Below are 25,012 nucleotides of genomic sequence, written 5' to 3'. Positions count from 1 at the left end.
GCACGAAGACGCATACACCAAAACGCGATCGGATGGCCAGGAAGTCATCCGGATGGGGTAAGGTGAATCTGACAACGGTTTCCATTAGCGTTTCAGCGTTCAACCCAGGAGTCCTCGCATGAGTTCCCGCCGCACCAGGAGCGTGTTCGCCGCCGCTTCGGCTCTGTCCGTCCTCGCCCTGGCCGGGTGCTCCGGGGGAACATCCGGTTCCGACGGCGGCGGGCAGTCCGGCGGGTCCGACAAGATCAAGGTCGTCGCTTCGACGGACGTCTGGGGCAGCGTCGCGAGCGCGGTCGGCGGCGACAAGATCGAGGTCAAGTCGATCATCCACGACCCCTCGGCCGACCCGCACTCCTACGAGACGACGGCTGACGACGCGCTGGCGGCGAAGGACGCGAAGCTGCTGCTGTCCAACGGCGGCGGCTACGACGAGTTCTTCGACAAGCTCACCGCTCAAGCCGGCGACGCGAAGAAGCTCGTCGCCTACGACATCGCCGCGACCGGCGACGAGAACGAGCACGTCTGGTACGACCTGCCGGGCGCCGACAAGGTCGCCGACCAGGTCGCGGCCCAGCTCGGGGAGCTGCAGCCCGCGTCGAAGCAGGCGTTCACCGACAACGCGACGGCGTTCAAGGCGAAGGTCGACGCGCTGGAGAAGCGCCTCGGCGAGCTCGGCGCGGCGCACCCGGGCGCGAAGGTCGTCGTCACCGAGCCGGTGGCGCACTACCTGCTCGAGAGCGCGAAGCTGACGGACGCGACGCCGAAGGCCTTCTCGGACGCCGTGGAGAACGACACCGACGTCCCGGCCGGCGCGGTCAGCGAATACAAGCAGCTCATCGCCACCAAGCAGGTCAAGGCGCTGATCAACAACGCCCAGACGGTGACCCCGCTGACCCAGGACGTCGTCGGCCAGGCGAAGGCCGCCGGGATCGGCGTCGTCGACGTGACCGAGACGCTGCCGCAAGGTGTGACGGACTACATTGGCTGGATGACCGGGGAAGTCGAAGCGCTGGCAGGAGCGTTGAAGTAGGCATGGCTCCTGTTTCCGTCTCCGACGACGTACGCCCCGCGGTCCGGGTCCGCGGTGCGGGACTCGCGTTCGGCCCCCGGACCCTCTGGTCGGGGCTGGACCTCGTCGTCGAGCCGGGGGAGTTCCTCGCCGTGCTCGGCCCCAACGGCTCCGGCAAGAGCAGCCTGCTCAAGGCGCTGCTCGGCATGCAGGGCCTGTCGGCGGGCGCGGTCGAGATCGCCGGCGGCCGCCCGGGCGGCGCGAACCGCAAGGTCGGCTACATCCCGCAGCAGCGCGCGATCGACGAGTCGCTGACGCTGCGTGGTGTCGACCTGGTCGGGCTGGGCCTCGACGGCCACCGCTGGGGCCCCGGCCTCTTCGGCATGGCCGCGCGACGTCGCCGGGTTTCCGAAGCCATCGAAGCGGTGGGGGCGACGAGGTACGCGAAGCAGCCGGTCGGACGTCTCTCCGGCGGCGAGCAGCAGCGGCTGCGGGTGGCGCAGGCCCTGGTCGGCGACCCCGAGGTGCTGCTCTGCGACGAGCCGCTGCTGTCACTGGACCTGGCGCACCAGCGCGCGATCAGCGAGCTGATCGACTCGCGACGGCGCACGGCCGGCACCGCCGTGCTGTTCGTGACGCACGAGATCAACCCCGTGCTGCCGTTCGTCGACCGGGTGTTGTACCTGGTCAACGGCTCGTTCCGGATCGGCAAGCCGGACGAGGTCATGACCACCGAGACGCTGTCGGAGCTGTACGGCACCCGCGTCGAGGTGCTCAAGGTGGGCGGGCAGATCCACATCGCCGGCGCGCAGAGCGCGTTGTGCGAGGAAGAGCCGCACCACCACGAACACGACGTCGAAGAACAAGTGGGCTGAGTCTTGGATCTGTTCGACTTCGGCAAGACCTGGGAGCTGATCACCGAGCTCGACGGCGTCCAGACGGCGCTGCTCGCGGCGGCGATCCTCGGCCTGGTGGCGGGGGTGCTGGGCCCGCTGATCGTGATGCGGCGGATGTCGTTCGCGGTGCACGGGACGTCCGAGCTGGCGTTCACCGGCGGCGCGGCGGCCCTGCTGCTCGGCATCGGCGTCGAGTACGGCGCGCTGATCGGCGCGGTGGTCGCGGCCCTGCTGCTGGGCATCCTCGGCGCGCGTGACGCCGACCGCGACTCGGTGATCGGCGTGATCCTGTCGTTCGGGCTGGGTATGGGTGTGCTGTTCCTGTCGTTCTACAAAGGACGGTCCGGGAACAAGTTCGGCATCCTCACCGGCCAGATCATCACGATCGACTCGACGAACCTGACGTTGTTCGTGGTGTCGTCGGTGGTGGTGCTGGCGGTGCTGGCGGTGGTCTACCGGCCGCTGTTGTTCGCTTCGGTGGACCGGAACGTGGCTGTCGCGCGCGGGGTCCCGGTGAAGACGCTGACGGTGGTGTTCGCGCTGCTGGTGGGCGTCTCGACGGCGTTGAGCGTGAAGGTGGTCGGGTCGCTCTTGGTCGTCGCCTTGATGGTGACGCCCGCGGCCGCCGCGGCTCGCGTGACGGCGTCACCGTGGAAGGCGACGGTGCTGTCGGTCGTGTTCGCCGAGGTGTCGGCGATCGGCGGGATCGTGCTGTCGCTGGCCCCGGGGCTGCCGGTGAGCGCGTTCGTGACGGCAATTTCGTTCCTGATCTACGTGGTCTGCCGGATCATCGCCTGGCAGCGGGACAGGCGGACGCGGGTGAGCGCGGTGGAACCGGCGCTCGTCGCGGCGGCCTAACCCAGCATCAGCAGGACCTGCAGCTCCCCGACCAGGAACCCGATCACCCCGCCGACCGCGATCAGCTTCCACTCGTCCTGGCGGAACGCCGGCCGCAGCAGGCCCTCGAACTCCAACGGCGTCAACGCCAGCATGCGTTGCTCGATCATCTTCGCGACGTCCATCGCCTCGGTCAGGTAGCCCTCGGCGTACCGGGCCGTGTCCGGCAGCTGCTCCAGCGCCTTCACCGCCGCCGCGTGCTTCATCTCCTTCAGCCGCGTGCCGCCCACCGCGAACGACAGCGGCATCTGCCTGTCCACCGCCGAGGACACCATCTGCTCCACCATGGCCGCGAGGCGGTCGGCGCGTGGGCCCCGCAGCACCGCGTCCAGGAGGTTCTGGACCGTGAGGACCTCGTTCGCGATCAGCTCGCCGTACTGCCGCGCCACCTCCGCGCGCCGGCGCTGGAACTTGCCCTGGAAGATCACCCGGCCGACGCGGACCGGCTCGCGCGGGACGAAGATCAGCTTGATCGCCAGCCAGTCCGTGCACAGCCCGATCACGCCGCCGAACGCCGGGAGCACCCACGGCTCGCGCGTGAACGCCCACACGATCGTCTGCACCAGGCCGAGCCCGAAGCCGAAGTAGATGCCCATCCGCGCGATGAACGCCATCTCCGGCCGGGACGTCTCGCGGATCAGCCGGACGAGCAGCGCCTTGTCGCGGGTCAGGCGCTGGACCGTCATGTGCTGGACGTCGAGGACCTCGTCGAGGTTCTCGCGGACGTCGTCGAGGAACTCCCGGACCAGCCGCGGCGCCGACGCCTGGACCTGCTTGATCAGCATCTCCTGGGCCAGCGTCGGCATGACCTCCCACAGCCGCGGGTGGTGCTCGGCGAGCACCTCGCGCGCGATGTGGTCGACCGCGCGCAGCAGCGGCTGCTCCAGCTCGCTCGTGATGATCACCGGGTCGATCCGGCCGAAGACCTCGCGCAGGTCCAGCAGGTTCGCGGTCAGCAGCTCGGTCGCCACCGCCGCCATCCGCCCGCCGTGCTTCGGGACGACGCCCTGCCAGCCGAGCAGCGGCGGGATCCCGAGGAAGTCCAGCGGCCGGAACATCATCTCGATGGCGACGCGCTTGGTGACGTACCCGATCAGCGCCGCGACGAACGGCATCGCCGCGTAGAGCGGCCAGTGCAGGGCGAGGTCGTGCAGGACAGCGTCCACCCCGACCTCCCTCGCACACCCGAGAGCGAAACCGTACCGGCTACCCGAGCAGGGCGAGCACCTGCAGTTCTCCGACCAGCCCGCCGATCACCGCGCCGACCGCGATGAGCTTCCACTCGTCCTGCCGGAACGCCGGCCGCAGCAGCTGCTCGAACTCCAGCGCGCTCAGCTTCTTCATCCGGTCGACGATCGTGTTCCGCACGTCGAGCGCGTTGATCGCGTAGTTCTCGGCGTACCGGATCGTCTCCGGGACGCGCTCCGCGGCCTTCGCCGCCGCCGTCTGCTTCATCTCCTGGAACTTCCTCGTCCCGACGGCGATGGCGACGAACGGCTTGACGACGCTCGCCTGCGCGTCGATCGTTTTCTGCACCTCACGCGTGATCATCGCGAACAGCCGGTCGGACTTCGGCCCGCGCAGCACCGCTTCCAGCAGGTTCGGGATGGTGATGATCTCGCGGGCGATCATGTCGCCGTAGTCGGCGGCGACCTGGTCACGGCGCTTCTGGAAGATGCCCTGCCAGGTGTAGAGCCCGAAGAACCGGCGGGGCTCCCGCGGCAGGAAGATCATCTTCAGCGCCAGCCAGTCGGTGAGCCAGCCGATGCCGAGGCCGAACAGCGGCAGCACGACCGGCGACCTCGTCAGCGCCCAGACCACCAGCTGGACGCAGCCGAGGATGAACCCGAACCCGATGCCCGAGCGCGCGATGAACCGCATCTCGGGCCGGGAGATGTCGCGGATCAGCCGGTTGAGCAGCGCCTTGTCGCGGACCAGGTTCGTCACGACCATGTGCTGCAGGTCGAGGACGTCCTCGATGTTGCCGGCGATCTCCCGCATGATCTTGGTGATCGCCTTCGGCGCCTCGGCCTGGACGCGCTTGAGCAGCAGCTGCTGCGCGCCGTTCGGCAGCACCTCCCACAGCCGCGGCTGGTAGGTCTCCATCACCTCGCGGGTGACGTCCTCGACGACCCGCAGCAGCGGCTGCTCGATCTCCTTCGCGACCTGTTCCGGGTCGAGCCGCGCGAAGATCTCCTTGGGGTCGACGAGGTTGGTCGTCAGCACCTCGGTGGCCGTCGCCGCCATCCGCTCGGCGTTCGCCGGCAGCACGCCCTGCCAGCCGAGGAACGGCTTGATCCCGGTGAACTCGAGCGGCCGGAACATCATCTCGATGGCGACGCGCTTGGTGACGTACCCGATCAGCGCCGCGATGAACGGCATGGTGACGTACACCTGCCAGTGCGAGCTGAAGTCCACTCGCGCACGCTATCGGCACTTGATCAGTGCAGCAGGAGCAGCACCTGGAGTTCACCCACCAGCCCGCCGATGACCGCGCCGACGGCGATGAGCTTCCATTCGTCCTGCTTGAAGGCCGGTCGCAGGATGCCTTCGAACTCGAGCGGCGTCAGCTGCTGCATCTTGTCGACGATCGTGTTGCGGACGTCGAGCGCGCCGGTGGCGTAGCTCTCGACGTGCTTCACCGTTTCGGGGAGGTAGGCGATGGCCTTCTCGGCCGCCGCGCGCTTCATCTCCTGGTACTCGCGGCCGCCCATGGTGAGCGCGACCAGCGGCTTGGCGATGCTCGCCTGCGCGTCGATCGTCCGCTGCACCTCGCGGGTGACCAGTGCGAACAGCTTGTCCGCGCGCGGCCCGGTCAGCACGGCCTCCATGACGTTCCGCACGGTGAGCACCTCGTCGGCGATCAGCGCGCCGTAGTCGGCGGCGACCTCCTGACGGCGCTTCTGGAACATGCCCTGCCAGCGGAAGAACCCGAACCCGCGGGGCTCACGCGGGTAGAAGATCATCTTGAGGGCGAGCCAGTCCGTGACGAAGCCCGTGACGAAACCGAAGATCGGCATGATCAGCGGCTCCTTCGTCAGCGCCCAGGCGACGAACTGGACGAGCCCGATCACGAACCCGAACCAGATGCCCGAGCGCGCGATGAACTTGAACTCGGGCGCGGCGACCTCGCGGATCAGCCGGCACGTCAGCGACTTGTCGCGGACCATCGCGCCGATGAGCATGTCGTTGACGTCGAGGACGTCGTCGATGTTGGTCGAGACCTCCCGCAGCAGCCGCTTGACGACCTCGGGGGCTTGCGCGCGGACCTGGTCGACGAGCAGCCGCTGCGCCCGCTCCGGCAGCAGTTCCCACAGCCGCGGCTGGTAGGTCTCCATGACCTCGCGGGTGATGTCTTCGACGGCCTTGAGCAGGGGCGCTTCGAGCTCTTTGAGCATTTCCTCCGGATCGAGCCGGGCGAAGATCTCCTGCGGGTCGACGAGGTTGCGGGTCAGCAGATCGACGGCGGTCGTGGCCATCCGTCGCGCGTTCGCCGGGATCACGCCCTGCCAGCCGAGGAACGGCCTGATGCCGCGGAACTCGAGGGGCCGGAACATCATCTCGATGGCGACGCGCTTGGTGAGGTAGCCGATCAGGGCGGCGATGAGCGGCATGGTGGCGTACACGTGCCAGTGCTCGCCGATGTCCGCGAGGACGGCCTGTGTGTCCAAAGTGGCCTCCTCGCGTCAACCGCTGGTCAACACCGGTCAGGATGCCATGCGTCACCGGGGGTTCCCAAATTCGTGATGCATCCGTTTGGCGGTACGTCCTGAAGGTCCCTTGCTCATTAAGGTGGCCCGATGGTCGCGCCTGAGAAGCCCCGCTCCACCCCGAAGACCGCCCAGTTCGCCGTCGGTGTCCGCGGCTACAACCAGCGCCAGGTCGACGAACACCTCGCCGGCCTGAGCAAGGACCTGCGCGAGACGTCCCGCAGCCGCGACGAAGCCGTCGCGACGTCGTCGGACCTCTCGAAGGCCCTCGCGTACGCGCAGAAGGAGCTGGCCGAGACGAAGGCCGCCCTGGCCAGGATGAGCTCGAGCCCGTCCGGCGCCGGCGCCATGGCCGAGCGCGTCCGGATGATGATGCAGCTGGCCGAGGAGGAGATCGCGGACCTGCGCGCGGCGGCGGAGGCGGACGCGGCGTCGACCCGCGACCAGGCCGACAAGTACGCGCACGAGACCCGCCGCACGGCCGACAAGCTGGCGAAGGACGCGGAAGAGGAGCGCGCGCGCCTGCGGTCCGAGGCGAAGGGCGAGATCGAGAAGCTGAACGCGGCGGCGGGCGCGAAGAGGGTCGAGCTGGCCGCGGCGGCCGAGCGGTCGCGCAAGGAAGCGGACGCGAAGGCCGAAGCGGCGGCGGCCGAGGCGCGTGCGGAGGCGGACCGCGTCGCGGCGGCGGAGCTGGCCGCGCGGAAGAAGAACTTCGACGAGGAGAACGCCCGGAAGAAGCAGGAGACCGAGGCGGCGCTGGCGTCGGCGAAGGCCCAGCAGGCGACGGCGGACCAGAACCGCAAGCTGGCGCTGGACCTGCGCACGAAGGTCGCCGAGCGGATCGCGGCGACGGACGTGGCGGTCCAGGAGGCCATGCGGTTGCTGGCCCCGGTCGACGAGGCCCCGGCCGGCGCGAACGGCGACCGGAAGCCGGCTCCCGCCCCCGTCGCGAAGGCATCGGCCGCTCCGGCGAAGGCCGCTCCGCCCGCTGCCCCGGCGAAGGCCTGACCTTCCCCCAGACGCCGGCGCCTCCCGGATCTTCGGGAGGCGCCGGGCCAAACTCACACATATCCCCCGGCCGGGGAGGTGGCCGAAGCTCGTGGGTGGCTGGCAGTCTGCATGGCAGCTGCTTGATCACCCACGAGACGGGACCCGCGCATGATCCTCGAGACCGAGCGGGCCGCCGTCTGCGCCTACGCGCGCCGGATGGTCGGGGACGGCCTGGTCGTCGGTACCTCCGGGAACGTCTCCGTGCGGGCCGGGGACTTCGTCGCCGTCACCCCGACCGGCGTGCCCTACTCGAGCATGACCCCGGCCGACGTGGCCGTCGTCGACCTCGGGGGCCAGGTCGTCGACGGCTCGCTCAAGCCGACCAGTGAGCTGCCGGTGCACCTGTCGGTCTACTGGGACGTGCGCGATCCCGACCGGGAGCCCGTCACCGCCGTCGTCCACACGCACGCGCCGCACGCCACCGCCGTGTCGACCCTCGTGCGCGAGGTCCCGCCGATCCACTACATCATCGCCACGATCGGCCCGTCCGTGCGCGTCGCGCGCTACGCCACCTACGGCACGCCCGAGCTCGCGGCGGCCGTCCTCGAGGCGTTGGAGGGGCGCCGCGGCTGCCTGATGGCCAACCACGGCACCCTCACCTACGGCGACGGCCTCGAGGCCGCCTACCACCGGGCCCAGCAGCTCGAGTGGGCTTGCCGGGTGTGGCTGCTCGCGCAGAGCGCCGGCCGGCCGAGCCTGCTGCCGCCACCCGAGGTGGCCAAGGTCGTCGACCGGCTGCGCGGGTACGGCCAGGGTTAGTGCCCGGACTCCGCGCCGACCTCGGCCACGGCCCAGACGACGCACCGGACGCCGGGCTGCTCGGTCGCTCCCTGGGCCAGCATGGCTTCGTGGTAGCGGCGCGCGTTCGCCTCGTCGGCGTACACCTGCACCATGTGGCCGTCGAGCGTCCAGGTCCCGTGCAGGAACCCCGGCGTGCCGACCTTGCTCGACGCCATCAGCGGCACCTGCGCCCGCAGCTCGTCGATCTTCTCCGGCGCGATGTCCCAGACGCCGATGACGGCCCACATCAGGACGCCAGCGCGTCGACGGCGTGGACGGCGTCCAGCAGCTCCGCGACCGTCGGGTCGTCGACCGCCTCCTTGATGCACTGCCACAGCTGGAGGTTCGCCATCGCCCAGCGCGAGTAGGTCGCCGCCGCGTCGGGGTTGTAGAAGTAGTACCCCTCGTCGTGGACGTCGCACTGCTCGCCGACGATCTTGTTCGCCAGCTCGCGCAGGCTCAGGCCGTTCTCGCGCAGGTACCGGTGCGCGAGCACCACCGGCGTCACCGGCAGCGCCTTGAACAGCGTGTCCGCGTCGCTCAGGGCCTGCGCCTCCAGCGAAATGTCGCGGCCGCGGGTGGCCATTTCGGCTTCGTCGACGATTTCGTCGATCCAGTGCGCCACTCGCGACGGGACCTCGCACTCCGCGAGGATCTCCAGCCGCAGGCTCCGGCCCGCCGCCGCGGGCGAGTTGCGGAGCACCAGGTAGTTGACGTCGTGCACCAGCGCCGCGACCTCGACGACGGCGCGGTCGGCGCCGTTGTGCTCCGCGAAACCGGCCGCCTTCGCGCGGACGAAGCTCACGTGGTGCCAGCCGTGGAACTGCAGCCGTTCGGCATAGCGGCGGCATAGCCGGTGAACCCGGTTTTCGACGGCGTCGACGATGACATGGTCGATCGTGCTTTCCTGCGTGCGCATACACCTCTCCGATCCCGGCCGTGGTGTGCAGACGGGTGGAGTAATGGTAAGCGCCGCTGACGCCGGTGTGTAGCTAGATGCGTTCGGCCAATTCCCCCAATCGGACCTCTGCCGGAACGTGACGATGGCCGATTCCCGTGGCGGGATCGAAAGAAAGGCTGAAACTGCTCACCGGACGTGATTTCACGAGGAACGTCATCGTCCCTTCGGCCGCTTGGGGGATCCGGTGGAATTCGTCGGCCAGCATGCGGGCGCAGGAGCCGGCCTGGCACAACGTCCGTCTGCGCCGCCGCACGGACGCGATCAGCCCGGTGCCGGGGTCGAGCGTCGTCTCGTACCTTTCGTGCAGGTAGTCACCGCGGAGAATGGTGGTGCAGAAGTGGTACCTGTGGTTGTGCACGGAATCCGCGTAGCCCTCCCGCCAGTCCTCCTGCGCCTTGTATTCGTGCAGCCAGAAGGAAAACGGGTCGGCCGGCGAATCGAGCAGGCACCAGGCGAAGTGCGTGGTCGTTTCCCGGGACGAGCGCAGCACTTTCGCGGCCTGCGCGGTGGTCAACGTGCGGAGTTGCTCGCGCAGCTCGTCGCGCAGGCCGGGCTGGGCGGCCCACGGCCGGAACCAGCCGTCGACCGCGCGCCAGCCGGCGGCGAGGGGGAACTCGGCCGCACGCAGGCGCATGGCCAGTTCGGACAGGGGGGACAGGCGGGTGAGCAAGGTCAGCTCCCTAGCTCGGCGACTTCGGAGAACTCCGCGCGGAAGGCGTGGAACTTGCTTTCCAGCTCGTGGAACTGCTCCTCGGACAAGGGTGATCCGGTGATCTTTTCGAACAGCGCCAGGAAATCCGTCCGCGTCGTGGCGGACGTGATGCGGAAGTGGCGGCCGGTCCGGGACTGCGAGACGCGCACGAACTCGGCGCGCTCCATGTTGTAGAGGAAGGAACCTTCGGTGAACCGCAGGGTCCGCGGGTACAGCTTCGTGGCGCCGCGGACGTCGCTGTAGAGCGACACCCACACGCTGTCGTCGAACATCTCGAGCCGGTCCAGCGGCGGGTCCGCGACCACGGTGATGTCGACCTGCGCGCAGCGGCTGCGGGCCAGGAAGAGGCCGGCGAGCCCGATCCGGATCTCTTCGTCGAGCCGGGTCTGGATCTGGTCCGAGTCGACGTCGCCGGCTTCGCGGCGCAGCAGGTAGCGGGCGCGCCCGCTGATCGCGCTGGCGTCCCGCGGATCGGCGATGACGGCCCGGAGTTCGCGTTCCGTGCGGGACAGCAACAGGCGCGCGGCCGCGTGCCGGCCGGAGAAGCCGCGGAAGAAGTACTGCCGGGTCGCGTCGAGGTCGGCCATCAGCGCTCGGTTGAACGCGGGATCGGGGTCGGTGGTCGCCTCGAACACGTCGGTGGGGAAGAACTCCTTGTTCAGCGCGCGGTATTCGGAGCTCAGGTCTTCCAGCGCGCGCCTGCTTTCCTCGATCACCGGGGTCACCAGCGCCTTCTGCGAAGCGCTGGCGGTGATCAGCGTGGTGCCGAACCCCACGATCGCGGAGATCAGGGTGCCGGTGCCCAGCGACGTCACCAGGTTCTTCCCGGTGCCGGGGTCCATCAGGCCGGCGAGCCACAGGCTGAGGCCGGCGACGACGACGAGCACCGTGAGGAGCAAGCTCGTCCTGGTCCAGAAGATCTCCTGCAGTGGGGTACGGCGGCGGGATCCGCCCTCCGCGGCCACTTGCTTCACCTCCCTCGAACCACCCGAACGGACGAATGCGTAAAGTGTCTGTTCGAGCGCGGGGAGTCACTTTACGCGCCTGACGGGACGTGCGAAATAAGAAGTTCGGGGGACAAGGCTGACGGACAGACGTCACTCTCGGCAATAATTAACCGGCTTGCCGAGTTTTCCGAAAATCACGGAAAACCTGGGTCAAAGTGCCGCCGGGAGACCGTTTTCGTACCAGCGCGGGCCGGGTTCGGCCGTCATCAGGAAATCCACGACGACCGGTGCGGGCGCCGGATGGATCTCCGGGTGATCGCGTTCGCCGCGTGCGGTGTCCACCGGCCAGGCCAGTTTCTCCTCGTCGAGCGAAAACTCCCCGCGGGCACCCGTCCGGTTGCCGCGGGCGTCGAGACGTGACCACTTGCCGTGCAGGTACACGGCATTCAGCCCGTGCAGCGCGGAGAGCTCCTGGTAGCAGAACCCGGCCGGGATCCCTTGTGCGCGCAGCAAAGCGGCGAGCAGGTGCGCCTTCGCGTGACAGATCCCGACGCGCTCGCGCAGAACGTCCGACGCCCGCCAGGTGACGCGCGGATCCCGTGCGTCGATCACGTGCTCGATCTCGTCCCGGACGAAGAGGAAGGCGGCTTTCGCGCGCTCGAAGGGATCTTCGCCCGCGGGCGCCAGGGTTTTGGCTCGCGCCCGGATCGTGGGGTGCCCGTGATCGACGACGGAGTCGGCCGCGAGGTAGTCACTCAGCCGAACGGACGTGGGCGAGGGAACGGGACTCATCCGGCCATCCTGACAGGTTCGGCCATTAGGGCGAGCACCTTTTCCTCGGCGGCGACGCTCCGCGTTCACCGATTACGGAACGTAGAAGTCGGGTGGGAAGCCGGTCCAGCGCAGTTCGGCGGGCAGGTGGCTCAGGTCGTTGTACGTCAGCAGCGCGGCCGGCCGGTTCGGCGAGTAGCGGATGACGGTCAATCCGGCGTTGGCGTGGTTGAGCGCGAGCCACCGCCACCGGGGCGCGTCCTGCGAGGCGCTCACGAGCCAGCCGACGAGGAAGTTGTGCGTCACGAGCACTTCGAACCGAGTCTCGGTACCGGGCACGGGCCCGGTGAACCGGCGCTCGGCCTCGGCGGCGAGCTCTTCGTCCGCCGGCGGGTGCTGCCGGGCGAAGGCGAGCAGGAGGTCGCCGGACGTCTCGGGCAGCTCCTCGCGCCTCGGCAGGTACGGGACGAAGTCGCCCGCGGCGTCGTCTTCGTGGACCGCGACCCCGGGCAGCTGGGCGGCGATCAGCCGCGCGGTCCCGGTCGCGCGCGGGAGCGGCCCGTGGTGGACGGCGGTGACGGGGACGTCGCGCAGGCGCCGCCCGAGGAGGACAGCCTGGCGCTGCCCGGCTTCGGTGAGCGCGCCGTCGGGCCCCGCCTCGCCGTGGCGGGTGAGGAAGAGGTATCGCGTTGCGAGCACGGAGTCAGCCAATGGGAACGAGCGCGCCTTGCGGGCCTTGGCTGGGCGCGAACTGGGCGACCAGCCGCATCGGCGCGGGATGCGGCGGCAGGATGGTCGAGGCGAACGGGGTGATGGTGTGGTCGTGCCCGCTGTTGGTCTGCAGGTGCACGCTGACGTGCACGTTCCGGTCGGCGGGGATCTCGAAGGAGACGGACCCCCAGGAGACGACGTACTGCCGTCCGTCGATGCCGGCGATCGGGAAGTAGGCGCGGACGGTGTGGCCGAGGTGGGGGATTTCGACGGTGAGCAGCCGCCGGGGACCGACGTGGTGGTCGACGTAGGGGATCACGCCCGGCACCTTGGCGAGGTCGGTCGGCTCGGTCATGCGCTGCCTTTCTGACTGGTCGTCGATCATGGTGCCAGGTCGGCACCAGCCGCGTGTGCGTTCCCTGCCAGTCCGCGGCGCGACGCTCGGCACATGACGATCAAGCTGAAGGCTGGGAGCACGGTCCTGTTCGCGGGCGATTCGATCACTGATCTTTGGCGTCCGCCGGGTGAGGAGCGGTGTGGGTATCCGTTGCTGGTTGCTGGTTCGTGGTGCTTCGAGCATCCTGACCGGCCGGTGCGGTGGGTGAATGCGGGGCATGCTGGTGACAAGGTGATGGATCTTGAGGCTCGGTGGCGGCGGGATGTGCTCGATGTGCGGCCGGATGTCGTTTCGATCCTTGTGGGGGTGAATGACATGGGGTGGCACACGCTGGATCCTCGGGGGCGGGCGATTCCCGTGGAGGAGTTCTCAGCCGGGTATGAGCGGCTTTTGGCGCCGCTCGCCTCGGCGGGGGTCGAGGTGATCCTGGTCGAACCTTTTCTGCTGCCGGTCAAGGGAGTTGTCGAGCGGGTGCTTCATGTGGGTGGGGAAGAACGGGTTGTGGTCATCGATGAGGCTGTGCGGGAGGAGTGGCGTGCTGACTTGGACGTGAAGATCCAGGTGGTTCGGGAGTTGGCTGATGAGTACGGCGCGCATCTTCTTGCCGCGGATCGGACTTTCGCCGAGCTGGGGGAGGCGGAGCGGTGGTCTGAGGATGGGATTCATCCGACTCCGGCTGGGCATGCTGTTCTTGCTGAGGGTTGGCTTCGGCTTGTTGCCTGAGTAACCCATCGACCCGAACGCTCGATTGTTCAACGGCCGTCACACCGCGTCAAGGCGGGAAAGCGTGCCTTGACCCGGTGTGACGGCCGCTGAAGTCGCTGCGTATCGGTTCGGTGGGGTGGTGTGGTTGATGGCCTGCGTTTGGTCTGCTCGCTCGGCTTTTAGAACTGGTAGTACAAGAAGGGGCTGAATGTTCCTGTTGCGATCAGGATTGCCGCGTACAGCAGGCCTACCGTCATCACGCCTATGCGCAGGGCTGTTGCCGGCTTGCTTCGGCTCGACTCCAGCAGTGGGCCTGTTACCGGGTGGGCTGGTAGGAGGAATACCGCCAACGCTGCCAGTAGCAATACCAGCCTCTGGTTTGTGAATGCCTCTGCTACGCCCGCTCCCAGGCCGTCGAAGTCCGGGATCAGCATGTGGCCGATCATTGATAGTGCGTGGCCCAGGTCTGCTGATCTGAAGAACACCCAGCCGAATACCACCAGGAGCATCGTCAATGCCCTGCGCGAGTAGCGCTTCCAGCGCACTGCTGGGTCCAGGTCCAGGCCGAATCGGCGCTCGATCACCAAGAGCGCTCCGTGGTAGCAGCCCCAGATCAGGAATGTCCACTGCGCTCCGTGCCAGAAGCCCGTCAACACGAACACTATGCACAGGTTGCGGTATGTCTGGGCCGCTCCGTTCCTGTTGCCGCCCAGGGGGATGTACACGTAGTCGCGGAACCAACGACTCAGGCTCATGTGCCAGCGGCGCCAGAACTCCGTGATCGTCACCGCTGAGTACGGGCGGGCGAAGTTCTCCGGCAGCCTGAAGCCCAGCATGCGGCCCAGGCCGATTGCCATGTCCGAATAGCCCGAAAAATCGAAGAACAGCTGGAGCGTGTAGCCGATCGCGCCTAACCAAGCCGTTGCGAACGTCATCTGGTCGGGCGGCACCTTGAAACACGCCTCGACCAGGGGGCTCAGCGAGTCGGCGATGATCGTCTTCTTGCACAGGCCCAGTGCGAACCTCGGGAACCCGGCCGCCAGGTCGTCGAGGCGATGGGACCGCAGCTGGGGGAGCTGGTCGGCGATCTCTCGATAACGGACGATCGGGCCCGCCACCAGCTGGGGGAACATCGCGATGTACGCCGCGAACGACACCGGGTTCCGTAGCGCCTGACGCTCGCCGCGGTAGATGTCCACCACGTACGAAATGTGGTGGAACGTGTAGAACGAGATGCCGATCGGCACCACCAGGCTCGCCACCGGCACGCTTCCGCCGAACCAGTGCGCCACCGCCGCGATCTGCTGGGTCGCGAACCCCGCGTACTTCCAGATCAGCAGCACCGTGACGTCGAGCGACACCACCGCGATCAGGATCTTGCGCCGGCGCGCGCCGTTGAGGTCGAACGGGTTCGGTGCCAGCAGCGGGCCGGCCAGGAAGTTGACGATCATGCAGCCGAGCAGCAGGAACACGAACGCGCCCGCGCCGATCGTGTAGAACAGCAGGCTGGCGGTCGCGACGATGCCGTTTCGCCACGTCCGCGGGCACACCAGCACGGCGATGAGCACCGCCGGCATGAAGTACCACAGGAACAGTGGCGAAACGAACGACATCGGGTCCCCTCGAGTTATCCGACGGTGACCTTAACCCGACTGGGTGGTCGTGTCAGACCCGACCGGCGACACGACGCCGTCGCGCCACCTCGGCCAGCAGCACGCCCGCCGCCACCGATGCGTTGAGCGACTCCACGCCCGCCGCCATCGGGATCGACACCGTCGCGTCGCACGTCTCGCGGACCAGGCGGGACAGGCCGCGGCCCTCCGAGCCCAGCACGATCACCAGCGGGTCCGCCGCCAGCGCGAGCTCGTCGATGTCCACCGAACCGTCCGCGTCCAGGCCGACCAGCATCAGGCCGTCGTTCGCCCACGCCTTGAGCTGGCGGGTGAGGTTGGTCGCCACCGCGATCGGCAGCTTCGCCGCCGTGCCGGCGCTCGTCCGCCACGCCACCGCCGTCATGCCCGCGCTGCGCCGCTCCGGCAGCAGCACGCCGTGGGCGCCGAACGCGGCCGCCGAGCGGATCACCGCGCCCAGGTTCCGCGGGTCGGTGACGCCGTCGAGCGCGACGAACAGCGGGATCTCACCCGAGTCGCGGGCCGCCGCCATCAGGTCGTCCGGGTGGGCGTACTCGAACGGCGGGACCTGCAGGCCCAGGCCCTGGTGCACGGCCCGGTTCGTCTTGCGGTCCAGCTCCTCGCGCGGGATCTCCAGGATCGAGATGCCCTTGTCGCCGGCAAGCCGGACGGCGTCGTTCACGCGGTCGTCGATCTCGATGTTCAGCGCGACGTACAACGCCGTCGCCGGGACACCCGCGCGCAGCGCCTCGACCACCGGGTTGCGCCCGGCGATCAGCTCCGGCTTGTCGGCCTTCTTCTGCCGCGCCTGGTCGCGCTTCGTCGCGGCGTTGGCCGAGCGGTAGGCCTTGTGCCCGGGGCGGTCCTCCGCCTTCGGGGTCGGGCCCTTGCCCTCGAGGGCCTTGCGGCGCTGACCGCCCGAGCCGACGACGGCGCCCTTCTTGGTGCCCGTCTTGCGGATCGCGCCCTGGCGCCGCGAGTTGCCTGCCATGGTGAAAGTTTCCTTGCGTTGTTGCCGAGATCAGTCGGACTTGACCGTCCACTGAGGACCATTGGGGGTGTCCTCCACCACGATGCCCGCCTGCTGGAGGCGGTCACGGGCAGCGTCCGCGCGGGCGAAGTCCTTCTCGGCGCGGGCCTGCTGACGTTCGGTCAGCAGCCCTTCGACGATCCGGGACAGTGCCTCTTTGGTGGGCGAGTCGGAACCGCCCGCCTCCGACCAGCGCGCGGACAGCGGGTCGAGGCCGAGCACGTCGGTCATCGCGCGGACGGCCGCGGCGAATTCGAGTGCCTTGGAGGTGTCGCCCGCGTCGAGGGCGGCGTTACCGTCCCGCACCGTGGTGTGGACCACGGCGAACGCCTGCGGGGTGGCCAGGTCGTCGTCGAGCGCGGCGGCGAACTCCGCCGGGACCGTGCCCAGCGTCACCTCGCCCGACTGCGCGGCGCGACGCAGGAACGTCTCGATCCGCCGGTAGCCCTGCGCGGCTTCGGACAGCGCGCCGTCGGAGTACTCGATGGTCGAGCGGTAGTGCGGCTGCACCAGGTAGTAGCGCAGCTCCGGCGCCCGGTAGCGCTCCAGCATCGACGGGATCGACACGGTGTTGCCGAGCGACTTCGACATCTTCTCGCCGGACATGGTCACCCAGGCGTTGTGCAGCCAGAACCGCGCGAAGGCGTCGCCCGCCGCGTTCGACTGGGCGCGCTCGTTCTCGTGGTGCGGGAAGACCAGGTCGATGCCGCCGCCGTGGATGTCGAACTCCGCGCCGAGGTAGGACGTCGCCATCGCCGAGCACTCCAGGTGCCAGCCCGGCCGGCCGGCGCCCCACGGCGTCGGCCACGACGGCTCGCCCGGCTTCGCGCTCTTCCACATGGTGAAGTCGCGCGGGTCGCGCTTGCCGCGCGTCGGCGTCTCGCCCTGCTGGACGTCTTCGAGGACCTGGCCGGACAGCTTGCCGTACTCGTCGAACGACTTGACCGAAAAGTAGACGTCGCCGTCCGCGACGTAGCCGTGGCCGCTCTCGATGAGGCGTTCCATCAGCTCGACCATCTGGGTGACGTGCCCGGTCGCGCGCGGGTTGACCGACGGCGGCAGGCAGCCGAGCCGCTCGTACGCCTCCTCGAAGGCGCGCTCGTGCGTCGCGCCCCACTCCCACCAGGGCCGGCCGGCTTCGGCGGCCTTGGTGAGGATCTTGTCGTCGATGTCCGTGACGTTGCGGACCAGCAGCACGTCGAGTCCACTGTGGACGAGCCAGCGGCGCAGGACGTCGTAGTTCAGGACGCCGCGGACGTGCCCGATGTGCGGAACGCCCTGCACGGTGGCACCACACACGTAGATCGACGCCGTTCCGCTACGGACGGGGTGGAACTCCCGCACGCTCCGGGTCGCTGTGTCGAAAAGGTGAAGGGCCACCCTCAAAGGGTACGGGGTGGGCGTGAGCGAGGTCGCAGGCGGTTAGGCGACGCCGTGGGTGCGCAGGGCCGTGAGCAGGGCGTCCGGCCGCTCCGCGGTGGGCAGCGGGTCGACCAGCGCGAACTCGCAGCCGAGCGCGCGGGCGCCGCCGTCGGCTTCCTCGCTGTCGCCGACCATCAGCGTCTCGGTGGCCGGGACACCGAGGGCCTGGACGGCCTTGCGGAAGATCTCCAGCTCCGGCTTGATGGCGCCGACCTCGAAGGACAGCACGAACTCGTCGACGTAGGCGTCCCACCCGCGCGCGGTGAAGGCCGGCCGGATGTCGAAGGCGATGTTGCTCAGCACGCCCACCTTGAGCCCGGCTTCGGACGCGGCCTTCAGCGCGGCCTCGGTGTCCGGGTACGGCGTCCACTGGCTCGGCGTGATGAGCCGGTTGTAGAGGGCTTCGGCCTGGTCGACGTGCGGGACGCCGGACTTCTTGAGCACCTCGAGGTAGACCTTCCGGTGCAGCCCGGGGTCGCGGTCGCGGTTGTGCCAGGCGTGCACGTGCTCGGCATCCAGCTCGACGACCTGCCCGACGGGCGCGGTCATCCGGCGCATCAGCTCGGCCTGCGCCTCGATGTCGAGCGGCGTGCCCTCGTGGTCGGTCAGTTCGGCGAGCCACGACTCGTCTTGCTCGAGCCGGAAGAGCGTGCCGGAGAAGTCGAACAACACCGCCCTGATCGTCATGGTTTCCAGCCTAACGGGATCGTCAGGCCGAATGCCCTGTGATGTGTTCGGGAACAAGGCGGACGAGCACCCGCACGACCTCCGGCGGCTCGGCCGGGAAGTCCGCGCCGGTGTACTTGTGGGCCAGCTCGTGGTTCAGCTCGGGGCCGCCCTCGACGGTGACCTCGGCGCGACCCCGGATCTCGACGTAGTTCTCGGGGTCGGCCAGGTCGAAGACGGAGAGCGAGACCCGCGGATCGCGCTGGATGTTGCGCTCCTTGCGCCGGCCCTGGACGGTCACGAAGACGACGGTGTCGCCGTCCCGCTTGGCCCAGACGACGGAGCTCTGCGGCGAGCCATCGGCGTTGGTGGTGGCGACGACCGGGTAGTTGCGGCCGTCGAGGAGGGCCTTGGTGGCTTCGTTGAACATGGTCCGGACCCTATTTCACGTTGCCGGCGACCTTCTCGACGTGGAGGCGGACGATCACGCGCTCGGTGCTCTCGTTTTCCGCCGGCGGGTCCTGGGCGAGGTACTTGTGGCTGAGGGTCTTCGGGAGGGTCTTGCCGGGGTCGGGCTCGATGGTGACCCGGCCGCGCAGCTGGGTGTGCCGGTACGGGTTCGCGGCGTCGGTGATGGAGACGCTGACGCGCGGGTCGCGGCGCAGGTTGCGGACCTTCCGGCGGTCCTCGGTCGCGCTGAAGACGAGATCCCCGCCATCGAGCCCGACCCAGACGACGGAGGTCTGTGGCCCGCCATCGGGATCGAGGGTGGCGACGGTGGCGAAGTTCTTCCCGTCGATCAGCGCGCGGACATCGTCCGAGAGGGTGAGGGCCATATCACGCCGAACGGGCCCCGGCGCGGGGCTATTCCGCGGTTCGGGGCCGGGGGCGTGCGGGTCGCAGAAGTAGACCGTCGGCCCAGCTGTGGACAGCCGCCGCCAAGGTGGCTATTCCGCTGCCAGCAGCAGCGCCGTCGCGAAGGCCGCGATCCCCTCGCCCCGCCCGGTCAAACCCAACCCATCCGACGTCGTCCCCGACACGCTCACCGGGCCGCCCACCGCCTCCGACAGCACCTTCTGGGCCTCCTCGCGCCGCTTCCCCACCCGCGGTGCGTTGCCCACGATCTGCACCGACGCGTTGCCCACCCGCCAGCCCGCCGCCTCGACCAGACCTCGGACCTCCACGAGCATGTCCGCCCCGTGCGCGCCGTCCATCCGGGGGTCGCCGGTGCCGAACACCGCGCCCAGGTCCCCCAGCCCCGCCGCCGACAGCAGGGCGTCGCACAGGGCGTGGGCTGCCACGTCGCCGTCCGAGTGGCCCGCGCAACCGTCCACGTCCGGCCACAGCAGGCCCGCCATCCAGCACTCGCGGCCCGCTTCGACCGGGTGGACGTCCACCCCGTTGCCGATCCTCACAGCGTCTCCTCGTTCTTCGGTGCCGCCGCGATCGCCTCGGCCAGTGACAGTTCGAAATCCGTCGTGACGCGCATCGCGTCCGGGTGCCCTTCCACCGTCGCCGCGCCGGTGACGTCCCACGGCTCGGCCGCCCGGAACGCCTCGAGCGTGTAGCCGATCGGGGTCTGGGCCGTGCGCAGCCGCGTGCGGTCCTCCGTGCCGACGATGAACGAGGCGTCGGTCACCTTCACCGTGTCCGCCATCGGCAGCACCGGCACGACGACCGGATTGTCACCGACCGCGTCGATGACAGCACGCACGGTCGCCGCAGGAATGAAGGCTCGCAACGCGTCGTGGAGGAGTACAACTGAGTCACGGGCAAGATCGGGCTCGACGGTGGCGAAAGCCTCCCGGAGCGAGCCGGGCACGACCCGGCACCGGAGACCAGGCTGTTCGAAGACACGGAGGGCCTCCGAAAACAACGAAGCACACCGCTGGGGGGCCGCCACGAGAACCAGATCGATCTCCGGTACTCCGAGCAGCCCCCGCACGGTGTGCGTGAGTAGCGCCTCACCATGGACCGGCGTGAGAGCGAGCTCTCCGTCGGAGGCATGATGTGCGACGGTCACGATCACGACGACGTTCATCGGTTCGCGATCGTAGAGGCACTCACCCGCCCGTCGGGTGAGACGCCCTGGGCTCAAACCGTCGCGGTTTCCAGAACTTCGTCGAGGAGGACTTCAGCCTTGTCCTCGTCGGTGCCCTCCGCGAGCGCGAGCTCGCTGACCAGAATTTGCCGCGCCTTCGCCAACATGCGCTTCTCGCCGGCTGAAAGTCCGCGGTCCTTCTCTCGCCGCCAGAGGTCGCGCACCACTTCGGCCACCTTGTTCACATCGCCGGAGGCGAGCTTCTCGAGGTTGGCCTTGTACCGACGAGACCAGTTCGTTGGTTCCTCGGTGTGCGGAGCACGCAGCACATCGAAGACCTTGTCCAGTCCCTCTTGCCCGACGACATCGCGTACGCCTACGATCTCGGCGTTGTCAGCGGGCACGCGAACCGTGAGATCCCCTTGCGCGACCTTGAGGACGAGGTACTTCTTTTCCTCGCCCTTGATCACGCGGGTCTCGATGGCTTCGATGAGTGCGGCACCGTGGTGCGGGTAGACGACGGTCTCTCCGACCTTGAAAACCATGTGTCCTCTGCCCCTTTCGCTGACTCCATCCTATCACGGTCCGCCAGTGCCCACCTAGCGGGCCGGACTCGTCCTCGCAGGTCAGCGGCCTGAGCGGGGGTTGACAAACGTCCGACCCCCATGCTCACGCAGGTGGCCGGGGCGGGTGTCAACGGGCACAACGAATTCCTTTGTGGACGGTTGATCTTGGGCGCAACGCGGACCGGTTCGGTGCGGGAGATCGCGCCCGGCTAGTCTTCGCGGGGACGAGGCCGTGAAAAGGGAAGGACTGCGACGTGAGGCTGCAGAATCGTCGCGTGCTCGGCGCGGGCGTGCTGGCGCTCGGTGCCGCGCTCGCGCTCGCCGGGTGCGGGGCCGGCCAGATCACCCAGACCGACTCGCAGCAGCCCGCGGTCAACGGCACGTATGGCCAGGTCAAGACCATCGTCCTGCGCGACGTCGCGGTGCAGTACCCGACGTCCGGCCCGGGCTACCCGGCCGGCGCGACCCCGGCGCTGACGCTGACGATCGTGAACCAGGGCTCCCAGGACGACTCGCTCGTCTCGGTGACGACCGAGGACGGCGCGCAGGCGACCGTCGGCGGCTCGAAGACCATCGTCGCCGGGCACTCCCTGGTGATCGGCCCGGACGACGCCGTCGAGTCCACCAACGAGGTGCAGACCACACCGCCGGCTTCGTCTTCGGAAGCGCCGACGGCGACCGGGACCGCGACGGGCACCAGCTCGACCGGCACCAGCTCCACCGGCACCGCGACGTCGTCTTCGTCGGCCGAGGCGCCGTCGACCAGCGCGACGCCGACCGCCGCCCCGGCGACCGTCGGCAAGGGCACCGTGACGCTGCCCGCGCTGAAGCAGCCGCTGTGGCCGGGCCAGACCATCAAGGTCACCTTCGTCTTCCAGAACGCGGGCCCCGTCACCGTCGAGGTGCCCATCGCGGCTCCGGCACACGTCAAGGAGTAGGTCCCCGGTTTTGTCGGTGGTCGCCGATAGCCTCGCGGGGTGAAGAAAGGGACCACCTACCGCTGCGCGAGCTGCGGGTACGAAGCGGCGAAGTGGCTGGGCCGGTGTCCGGAGTGCCAGGAATGGGGCTCGCTCGAGGAACGCGGGGTGCCGGCCAGGCCGGCCATCCAGCGCGTCGCCGCCGGAGCGCCGAGTGCGCCCGCGCGGCCGATCGGCGAGGTCGACGTCGAAGCGGCGCGCGCCCGCCACACCGGGGTTTCGGAGCTCGACCGGGTGCTGGGCGGCGGCCTGGTGCCGGGCGCGGTGGTGCTGCTCGCGGGTGAGCCCGGCGTCGGCAAGTCGACGCTGCTGCTCGAAGTCGCTTACCAGTGGGCGAAGACGGTCGACCGCTCCTTGTACGTCACGGGCGAGGAGTCCGCGGGCCAGGTCCGGCTGCGCGCCGAGCGGACGGGCAACGTCCACGACCGCATGTACCTGGCCGCCGAGAGCGACCTTTCGGCCATCCTCGGGCACATCGACGACGTCAAGCCGGGCGTGCTGATCGTCGACTCGGTGCAGACGATGGCGTCCCCGCAGGTCGACGGCTCACCGGGCGGCGTGACGCAGGTCCGCGCGGTGACGTCCGGGCTGGTCGCGGTGGCGAAGGAGCGCGGGCTGCCGGTGGTGCTGGTGGGCCACGTCACGAAGGACGGTTCGGTGGCCGGCCCGCGCGTGCTGGAGCACCTGGTGGACGTCGTGCTGCAGTTCGAGGGCGACAAGCACTCGACGCTGCGGATGCTGCGCGGCATCAAGAACCGGTTCGGCGCGTCCGACGAGATCGGCTGCTTCGAACTGCAGGAAGAAGGCATCGTCGGGGTGCCGGACCCGTCGGGGCTGTTCATCAGCCGTACGGCGGAGCCGGTGCCGGGCACGGCGATCACGGTGTCGATGGAGGGCAAGCGGCCCATGCTGGGCGAGGTCCAGGCGCTGGTGTCGTCGACGTCGGCGCCCCAGCCACGCCGCGCGGTCAGCGGGCTCGACTCGGCGCGGGTGGCGATGGTCTTGGCGGTGCTGGAGAAGCGCGGCGGCCTCAAGCTCGGCGACAAGGACGTGTACACCGCGACGGTCGGCGGCATGAAGATCACCGAGCCGGGGATCGACCTGGCGCTGGTACTGGCGTTGACGTCCTCGTTCGAAGACGTGGCGCTGTCGCCGCGGCTGGTGTCGGTGGGCGAGGTGGGGCTGGCGGGCGAAATCCGCCGGGTGCCGAGCGTGGGCCGCCGCCTGGCGGAGGCGGCCCGGCTGGGGTTCACGCACGCGCTCGTGCCACCGGACTCCGGCAAGCCGCCGGCCGGGATCCGGGTCCTGGAGGTGGCGAACGTCGCGGACGCGTTGAACGCGGCCAGTCACGCCCGCTGATCACCCCGACGTCCGGGTGATCGCGTAGGAGTACTCCGCGTTCCGGTCACCCCACATCTGCGGTGTCGTCGGGGCCGGCGGGATCTGCGAGGACATCGTGATCGTCGTCTCCGGGATCGAGGCGGAGCTCGGCGGCTTCTGGGACGTGCTCAGCGGGGCGTCGTTCCGGTGGATGATCGCGGAGCTGTCGGTCGCGGCCAGCAGCTGCACCGTCGTGGGGTCGAAGTACAGGCGGTCACCCGTCTCCATCGACACGACGACCGTCGCCGGGCGGCCGTCGGGGGCCTGCGACGGCTTGGTGAAGATCCCGGGCAACGTGCTGATGGCGTCTCGCAGGGCGATCCGGACGTCCTTGCGGAGCAGGCCCAGTGCGAGCACCGAACGAGCCATCGGCAGTGCCTCGATGGACGGCGACGCGGTGGGCCCGCGGAAGTCCCGCGACAGGTCCTTGGTCAGCTGCACAGGGTCCGGCACGAGCGACGCGACGAACGCCGCGTCGGGTACCAGCCAGTTCGTGGGCGGCCGGCCGGGGAAGACACCGGCCGGGCCGTATTCGTCGACGGGTGTCCGGTCGACCTTGAGCTTGGCCTGCGTGTCGGCGTCCGGTCCGTTCACCCCGCCCGTCCACCGCGTGCGGCGGTGCCAGACGCCGGTGGGATCGGCCGGGATCCACAGCTCGACCGACTGCTGGAGCTGCACGGGCACCCCGAAGGTCGTCTGGGAGACCCAGGCGAGCTTCTGCGCGTAGTGGAACTCGCCGGGCGCGAGCGGGCGCTCGGGGTCGGCGAGCTGCGCGGCCGGGTGTGCCGGCTCCGGCGCCGGCGGCCGCAGCGAAACGACGATCCCGAGCCCGCCCACCACCGTGACGACGGCGGCGGCCACCGCGATCCACCGCCAGCTCCTGCGGCGGGGCGGGGCCGGCGGTGTCTCCGTGGTACCCGCCGCGGCCATGAGGGACGCGCGGGCGAAGGTCAGCCCGTCGTCCTCGTCGACGTCGGCGTGCAGGTCCGCCAGCGCCGTGTCGAGTTCGGCGTCGGACCAGATCTTCCGGACGTTGTCTTCACGCAAGGTCCTGCACCTCCTCTTGAGCCGGGGCGTTCGTCCTGAGCCAGCGTCTGATCCGGTGCAGCCGGGACCGCACGGTACCGGGCGGGATGCCGAGCGCTTCCGCGACCTCGGCCGGTTCCAGCCCGGCCCACGACACGAGCAGCAGCGTGTCGCGGTCGGCGGGGCTGAGCTCGGCCAGCGCGCCGGCGAGCTGGGCGGCGCGGACCTGGGCGTCGACCTGCTCGGCGACGCGGCCGTCGTGGCCCGCGTGGCTGGTGTCGCCGGCGCGCGCGAGCCGCGCGGTGGCTTGCAGCCCGCGCATCTCGGACCGCACGTGGTGGCGCAGCAGGTTGGTCGCGATGCCGTAGAGCCACGACCGGGCGGTGCCGAGCTCGGGCCGGTAGCTCTCGCGACGCCGCAACGCGACCAGGAACGTCTCGGCGACGAGGTCGTTCGCCGGTTCGGCGCCGACCCGCCGCGCCAGGTATCGGCGCAACGCGACGGCGTGGGCGTCGAAGAGCCGGCCGAACGCCGGCCCGGGCTCGGCTCCGCCCAGGTCAGGGCGGTCGTGCCCCCAGATCTCCGATCCCTCGTGGATCACCTGCATGCCCCCAGTTGCCCGCAGCCCCCGCGAGCGTTCACGGGGCGAACCTACCTTTGTCGTGATCCATCCGGGGTCGGGTGAGAGACGGCGGGTGAATTCTGCCGGGATCATGCCTCGGTGAGG

Annotated in this window: 29 protein-coding genes; 8 read left to right on the top strand and 21 right to left on the bottom strand. The window is 69.5% G+C overall.

Annotated elements, in window-relative coordinates; genetic code table 11:
* The first annotated feature begins 118 nt into the window (after nucleotides 1-118).
* From ACZ7PG_RS29760 to ACZ7PG_RS29750, 3 genes are read left to right on the top strand one after another with little or no spacing between them, the layout of a single operon-like run.
* Nucleotides 119-1,030 (top strand): metal ABC transporter solute-binding protein, Zn/Mn family, encoded by a 912-nt coding sequence (locus ACZ7PG_RS29760; protein ID WP_470242347.1) that lies wholly within the window; start codon nucleotides 119-121, stop codon nucleotides 1,028-1,030.
* Between the two features lie 2 nt (nucleotides 1,031-1,032).
* Entirely contained in the window at nucleotides 1,033-1,884 is an 852-nt protein-coding gene (locus tag ACZ7PG_RS29755) for a metal ABC transporter ATP-binding protein (RefSeq protein WP_470242346.1), read from the top strand.
* Nucleotides 1,885-1,887: 3 nt separating this feature from the next.
* Nucleotides 1,888-2,763, top strand: a complete 876-nt coding sequence (locus ACZ7PG_RS29750; RefSeq protein WP_470242345.1) for a metal ABC transporter permease — start codon at nucleotides 1,888-1,890, stop codon at nucleotides 2,761-2,763.
* On the opposite strand, the gene ACZ7PG_RS29745 is transcribed toward ACZ7PG_RS29750, so the two are convergent.
* Genes ACZ7PG_RS29745 through ACZ7PG_RS29735 form a run of 3 tightly spaced genes read right to left on the bottom strand, consistent with a single transcriptional unit; the run spans nucleotide 2,760 to nucleotide 6,473 of the window.
* A complete protein-coding gene (locus tag ACZ7PG_RS29745) occupies nucleotides 2,760-3,968 on the bottom strand; it encodes a DUF445 domain-containing protein (RefSeq protein WP_470242344.1) in 1,209 nt (402 codons plus the stop codon). The genes ACZ7PG_RS29750 and ACZ7PG_RS29745 overlap by 4 nt on opposite strands.
* Nucleotides 3,969-4,008: 40 nt before the next feature.
* On the bottom strand, nucleotides 4,009-5,184 hold the full coding sequence (locus ACZ7PG_RS29740) for a DUF445 domain-containing protein (RefSeq protein WP_470242444.1): 1,176 nt from the start codon (nucleotides 5,182-5,184) through the stop codon (nucleotides 4,009-4,011).
* A gap of 59 nt (nucleotides 5,185-5,243) precedes the next feature.
* Nucleotides 5,244-6,473 carry a DUF445 domain-containing protein gene (locus ACZ7PG_RS29735; RefSeq protein WP_470242343.1) on the bottom strand — a complete coding sequence of 410 codons (1,230 nt, stop codon included), beginning with the start codon at nucleotides 6,471-6,473 and terminating at the stop codon, nucleotides 5,244-5,246.
* Nucleotides 6,474-6,602: 129 nt separating this feature from the next.
* Here ACZ7PG_RS29735 and ACZ7PG_RS29730 point away from each other — a divergent pair, with 129 nt between their 5' ends.
* Both ACZ7PG_RS29730 and ACZ7PG_RS29725 read left to right on the top strand, forming a co-directional pair.
* The gene (locus tag ACZ7PG_RS29730) at nucleotides 6,603-7,520 is read left to right on the top strand and encodes a coiled-coil domain-containing protein (RefSeq protein ID WP_470242342.1); all 918 of its coding nucleotides are present in this window, start codon (nucleotides 6,603-6,605) and stop codon (nucleotides 7,518-7,520) included.
* 150 nt (nucleotides 7,521-7,670) lie between these two features.
* The gene (locus ACZ7PG_RS29725; protein ID WP_470242341.1) at nucleotides 7,671-8,321 is read left to right on the top strand and encodes a class II aldolase/adducin family protein; all 651 of its coding nucleotides are present in this window, start codon (nucleotides 7,671-7,673) and stop codon (nucleotides 8,319-8,321) included.
* Here the strand turns inward: ACZ7PG_RS29725 and ACZ7PG_RS29720 are convergent.
* The 7 genes from ACZ7PG_RS29720 to ACZ7PG_RS29690 form a co-directional block, all read right to left on the bottom strand.
* On the bottom strand, nucleotides 8,318-8,590 hold the full coding sequence (locus ACZ7PG_RS29720; RefSeq protein ID WP_470242340.1) for a hypothetical protein: 273 nt from the start codon (nucleotides 8,588-8,590) through the stop codon (nucleotides 8,318-8,320). The genes ACZ7PG_RS29725 and ACZ7PG_RS29720 overlap by 4 nt on opposite strands.
* The gene (locus tag ACZ7PG_RS29715) at nucleotides 8,590-9,261 is read right to left on the bottom strand and encodes an HD domain-containing protein (protein WP_470242339.1); all 672 of its coding nucleotides are present in this window, start codon (nucleotides 9,259-9,261) and stop codon (nucleotides 8,590-8,592) included. Before ACZ7PG_RS29715 ends, ACZ7PG_RS29720 begins: the two co-directional genes overlap by 1 nt.
* A gap of 73 nt (nucleotides 9,262-9,334) precedes the next feature.
* Nucleotides 9,335-9,973, bottom strand: a complete 639-nt coding sequence (locus ACZ7PG_RS29710) for a hypothetical protein (protein WP_470242338.1) — start codon at nucleotides 9,971-9,973, stop codon at nucleotides 9,335-9,337.
* A 2-nt stretch (nucleotides 9,974-9,975) separates the two neighbouring features.
* Nucleotides 9,976-10,989: a hypothetical protein gene (locus ACZ7PG_RS29705; protein WP_470242337.1), complete on the bottom strand. Its 1,014-nt coding sequence runs from the start codon at nucleotides 10,987-10,989 to the stop codon at nucleotides 9,976-9,978.
* A 183-nt stretch (nucleotides 10,990-11,172) separates the two neighbouring features.
* Nucleotides 11,173-11,754 carry a transglutaminase-like domain-containing protein gene (locus ACZ7PG_RS29700; protein ID WP_470242336.1) on the bottom strand — a complete coding sequence of 194 codons (582 nt, stop codon included), beginning with the start codon at nucleotides 11,752-11,754 and terminating at the stop codon, nucleotides 11,173-11,175.
* A gap of 72 nt (nucleotides 11,755-11,826) precedes the next feature.
* Nucleotides 11,827-12,432 (bottom strand): histidine phosphatase family protein, encoded by a 606-nt coding sequence (locus ACZ7PG_RS29695; protein ID WP_470242335.1) that lies wholly within the window; start codon nucleotides 12,430-12,432, stop codon nucleotides 11,827-11,829.
* A 4-nt stretch (nucleotides 12,433-12,436) separates the two neighbouring features.
* The gene (locus ACZ7PG_RS29690; RefSeq protein WP_470242334.1) at nucleotides 12,437-12,799 is read right to left on the bottom strand and encodes a hypothetical protein; all 363 of its coding nucleotides are present in this window, start codon (nucleotides 12,797-12,799) and stop codon (nucleotides 12,437-12,439) included.
* A 93-nt stretch (nucleotides 12,800-12,892) separates the two neighbouring features.
* Between ACZ7PG_RS29690 and ACZ7PG_RS29685 the strand changes: the two genes are divergently transcribed.
* Nucleotides 12,893-13,564, top strand: coding sequence for an SGNH/GDSL hydrolase family protein (locus tag ACZ7PG_RS29685; protein ID WP_470242333.1), 672 nt, complete (start codon nucleotides 12,893-12,895; stop codon nucleotides 13,562-13,564).
* Nucleotides 13,565-13,725: 161 nt separating this feature from the next.
* Here the strand turns inward: ACZ7PG_RS29685 and ACZ7PG_RS29680 are convergent, their stop codons facing one another.
* From ACZ7PG_RS29680 to ACZ7PG_RS29640, 9 genes are all read right to left on the bottom strand, one after another.
* Complete coding sequence (locus ACZ7PG_RS29680; RefSeq protein ID WP_470242332.1) at nucleotides 13,726-15,159, bottom strand: MBOAT family O-acyltransferase; 1,434 nt, start codon at nucleotides 15,157-15,159, stop codon at nucleotides 13,726-13,728.
* 52 nt (nucleotides 15,160-15,211) lie between these two features.
* On the bottom strand, nucleotides 15,212-16,168 hold the full coding sequence (rlmB, locus tag ACZ7PG_RS29675; protein WP_470242331.1) for a 23S rRNA (guanosine(2251)-2'-O)-methyltransferase RlmB: 957 nt from the start codon (nucleotides 16,166-16,168) through the stop codon (nucleotides 15,212-15,214).
* 30 nt (nucleotides 16,169-16,198) lie between these two features.
* On the bottom strand, nucleotides 16,199-17,587 hold the full coding sequence (gene cysS / locus ACZ7PG_RS29670) for a cysteine--tRNA ligase (protein WP_470242330.1): 1,389 nt from the start codon (nucleotides 17,585-17,587) through the stop codon (nucleotides 16,199-16,201).
* A 42-nt stretch (nucleotides 17,588-17,629) separates the two neighbouring features.
* Nucleotides 17,630-18,316 carry an HAD family hydrolase gene (locus ACZ7PG_RS29665; protein WP_470242329.1) on the bottom strand — a complete coding sequence of 229 codons (687 nt, stop codon included), beginning with the start codon at nucleotides 18,314-18,316 and terminating at the stop codon, nucleotides 17,630-17,632.
* Nucleotides 18,317-18,338: 22 nt separating this feature from the next.
* Nucleotides 18,339-18,725, bottom strand: coding sequence for a PPOX class F420-dependent oxidoreductase (locus ACZ7PG_RS29660; RefSeq protein ID WP_470242328.1), 387 nt, complete (start codon nucleotides 18,723-18,725; stop codon nucleotides 18,339-18,341).
* A 10-nt stretch (nucleotides 18,726-18,735) separates the two neighbouring features.
* Nucleotides 18,736-19,131 carry a PPOX class F420-dependent oxidoreductase gene (locus ACZ7PG_RS29655; RefSeq protein WP_470242327.1) on the bottom strand — a complete coding sequence of 132 codons (396 nt, stop codon included), beginning with the start codon at nucleotides 19,129-19,131 and terminating at the stop codon, nucleotides 18,736-18,738.
* Nucleotides 19,132-19,242: 111 nt separating this feature from the next.
* Entirely contained in the window at nucleotides 19,243-19,710 is a 468-nt protein-coding gene (ispF, locus tag ACZ7PG_RS29650) for a 2-C-methyl-D-erythritol 2,4-cyclodiphosphate synthase (protein ID WP_470242326.1), read from the bottom strand.
* Complete coding sequence (locus ACZ7PG_RS29645) at nucleotides 19,707-20,336, bottom strand: IspD/TarI family cytidylyltransferase (RefSeq protein ID WP_470242325.1); 630 nt, start codon at nucleotides 20,334-20,336, stop codon at nucleotides 19,707-19,709. Before ACZ7PG_RS29645 ends, ispF begins: the two co-directional genes overlap by 4 nt.
* A gap of 53 nt (nucleotides 20,337-20,389) precedes the next feature.
* Nucleotides 20,390-20,881: a CarD family transcriptional regulator gene (locus tag ACZ7PG_RS29640; protein WP_004559016.1), complete on the bottom strand. Its 492-nt coding sequence runs from the start codon at nucleotides 20,879-20,881 to the stop codon at nucleotides 20,390-20,392.
* A 275-nt stretch (nucleotides 20,882-21,156) separates the two neighbouring features.
* Here ACZ7PG_RS29640 and ACZ7PG_RS29635 point away from each other — a divergent pair, with 275 nt between their 5' ends.
* Together ACZ7PG_RS29635 and radA are read left to right on the top strand one after the other, a co-directional pair.
* Nucleotides 21,157-21,840 (top strand): copper chaperone PCu(A)C domain-containing protein, encoded by a 684-nt coding sequence (locus ACZ7PG_RS29635; protein ID WP_470242324.1) that lies wholly within the window; start codon nucleotides 21,157-21,159, stop codon nucleotides 21,838-21,840.
* Nucleotides 21,841-21,879: 39 nt separating this feature from the next.
* A complete protein-coding gene (gene radA / locus ACZ7PG_RS29630; protein ID WP_470242323.1) occupies nucleotides 21,880-23,238 on the top strand; it encodes a DNA repair protein RadA in 1,359 nt (452 codons plus the stop codon).
* Here the strand turns inward: radA and ACZ7PG_RS29625 are convergent, their stop codons facing one another.
* Nucleotides 23,239-24,306, bottom strand: a complete 1,068-nt coding sequence (locus ACZ7PG_RS29625) for a CU044_5270 family protein (RefSeq protein WP_470242322.1) — start codon at nucleotides 24,304-24,306, stop codon at nucleotides 23,239-23,241.
* Nucleotides 24,299-24,892 (bottom strand): RNA polymerase sigma factor, encoded by a 594-nt coding sequence (locus tag ACZ7PG_RS29620; protein WP_470242321.1) that lies wholly within the window; start codon nucleotides 24,890-24,892, stop codon nucleotides 24,299-24,301. Before ACZ7PG_RS29620 ends, ACZ7PG_RS29625 begins: the two co-directional genes overlap by 8 nt.
* Nucleotides 24,893-25,012: the final 120 nt, after the last annotated feature.

It is taken from the genome of Amycolatopsis sp. NPDC114504, from assembly GCF_055633595.1.
The sequence above is the reverse complement of the archived record's forward strand: the minus strand, read 5'-3'. Positions and strand labels throughout refer to the sequence as shown.

What these genes read in the sequence shown, in the direction of transcription:
- ACZ7PG_RS29685 (WP_470242333.1), top strand. Translation starts at nt 12,893, where the DNA reads ATGACGATCAAGCTGAAGGCTGGGAGCACGGTCCTGTTCGCGGGCGAT.
- ACZ7PG_RS29725 (WP_470242341.1), top strand. Translation starts at nt 7,671, where the DNA reads ATGATCCTCGAGACCGAGCGGGCCGCCGTCTGCGCCTACGCGCGCCGG.
- ACZ7PG_RS29645 (WP_470242325.1), bottom strand. Translation starts at nt 20,336, where the DNA reads ATGAACGTCGTCGTGATCGTGACCGTCGCACATCATGCCTCCGACGGA.
- ACZ7PG_RS29680 (WP_470242332.1), bottom strand. Translation starts at nt 15,159, where the DNA reads ATGTCGTTCGTTTCGCCACTGTTCCTGTGGTACTTCATGCCGGCGGTG.
- ACZ7PG_RS29720 (WP_470242340.1), bottom strand. Translation starts at nt 8,590, where the DNA reads ATGTGGGCCGTCATCGGCGTCTGGGACATCGCGCCGGAGAAGATCGAC.
- rlmB (WP_470242331.1), bottom strand. Translation starts at nt 16,168, where the DNA reads ATGGCAGGCAACTCGCGGCGCCAGGGCGCGATCCGCAAGACGGGCACC.
- ACZ7PG_RS29660 (WP_470242328.1), bottom strand. Translation starts at nt 18,725, where the DNA reads ATGTTCAACGAAGCCACCAAGGCCCTCCTCGACGGCCGCAACTACCCG.
- ACZ7PG_RS29665 (WP_470242329.1), bottom strand. Translation starts at nt 18,316, where the DNA reads ATGACGATCAGGGCGGTGTTGTTCGACTTCTCCGGCACGCTCTTCCGG.
- ACZ7PG_RS29715 (WP_470242339.1), bottom strand. Translation starts at nt 9,261, where the DNA reads ATGCGCACGCAGGAAAGCACGATCGACCATGTCATCGTCGACGCCGTC.
- ACZ7PG_RS29760 (WP_470242347.1), top strand. Translation starts at nt 119, where the DNA reads ATGAGTTCCCGCCGCACCAGGAGCGTGTTCGCCGCCGCTTCGGCTCTG.
- ACZ7PG_RS29640 (WP_004559016.1), bottom strand. Translation starts at nt 20,881, where the DNA reads ATGGTTTTCAAGGTCGGAGAGACCGTCGTCTACCCGCACCACGGTGCC.
- ACZ7PG_RS29740 (WP_470242444.1), bottom strand. Translation starts at nt 5,184, where the DNA reads ATGCCGTTCATCGCGGCGCTGATCGGGTACGTCACCAAGCGCGTCGCC.
- ACZ7PG_RS29690 (WP_470242334.1), bottom strand. Translation starts at nt 12,799, where the DNA reads ATGACCGAGCCGACCGACCTCGCCAAGGTGCCGGGCGTGATCCCCTAC.
- ACZ7PG_RS29620 (WP_470242321.1), bottom strand. Translation starts at nt 24,892, where the DNA reads ATGCAGGTGATCCACGAGGGATCGGAGATCTGGGGGCACGACCGCCCT.
- ACZ7PG_RS29655 (WP_470242327.1), bottom strand. Translation starts at nt 19,131, where the DNA reads ATGGCCCTCACCCTCTCGGACGATGTCCGCGCGCTGATCGACGGGAAG.
- ACZ7PG_RS29700 (WP_470242336.1), bottom strand. Translation starts at nt 11,754, where the DNA reads ATGAGTCCCGTTCCCTCGCCCACGTCCGTTCGGCTGAGTGACTACCTC.
- ACZ7PG_RS29755 (WP_470242346.1), top strand. Translation starts at nt 1,033, where the DNA reads ATGGCTCCTGTTTCCGTCTCCGACGACGTACGCCCCGCGGTCCGGGTC.
- ACZ7PG_RS29730 (WP_470242342.1), top strand. Translation starts at nt 6,603, where the DNA reads ATGGTCGCGCCTGAGAAGCCCCGCTCCACCCCGAAGACCGCCCAGTTC.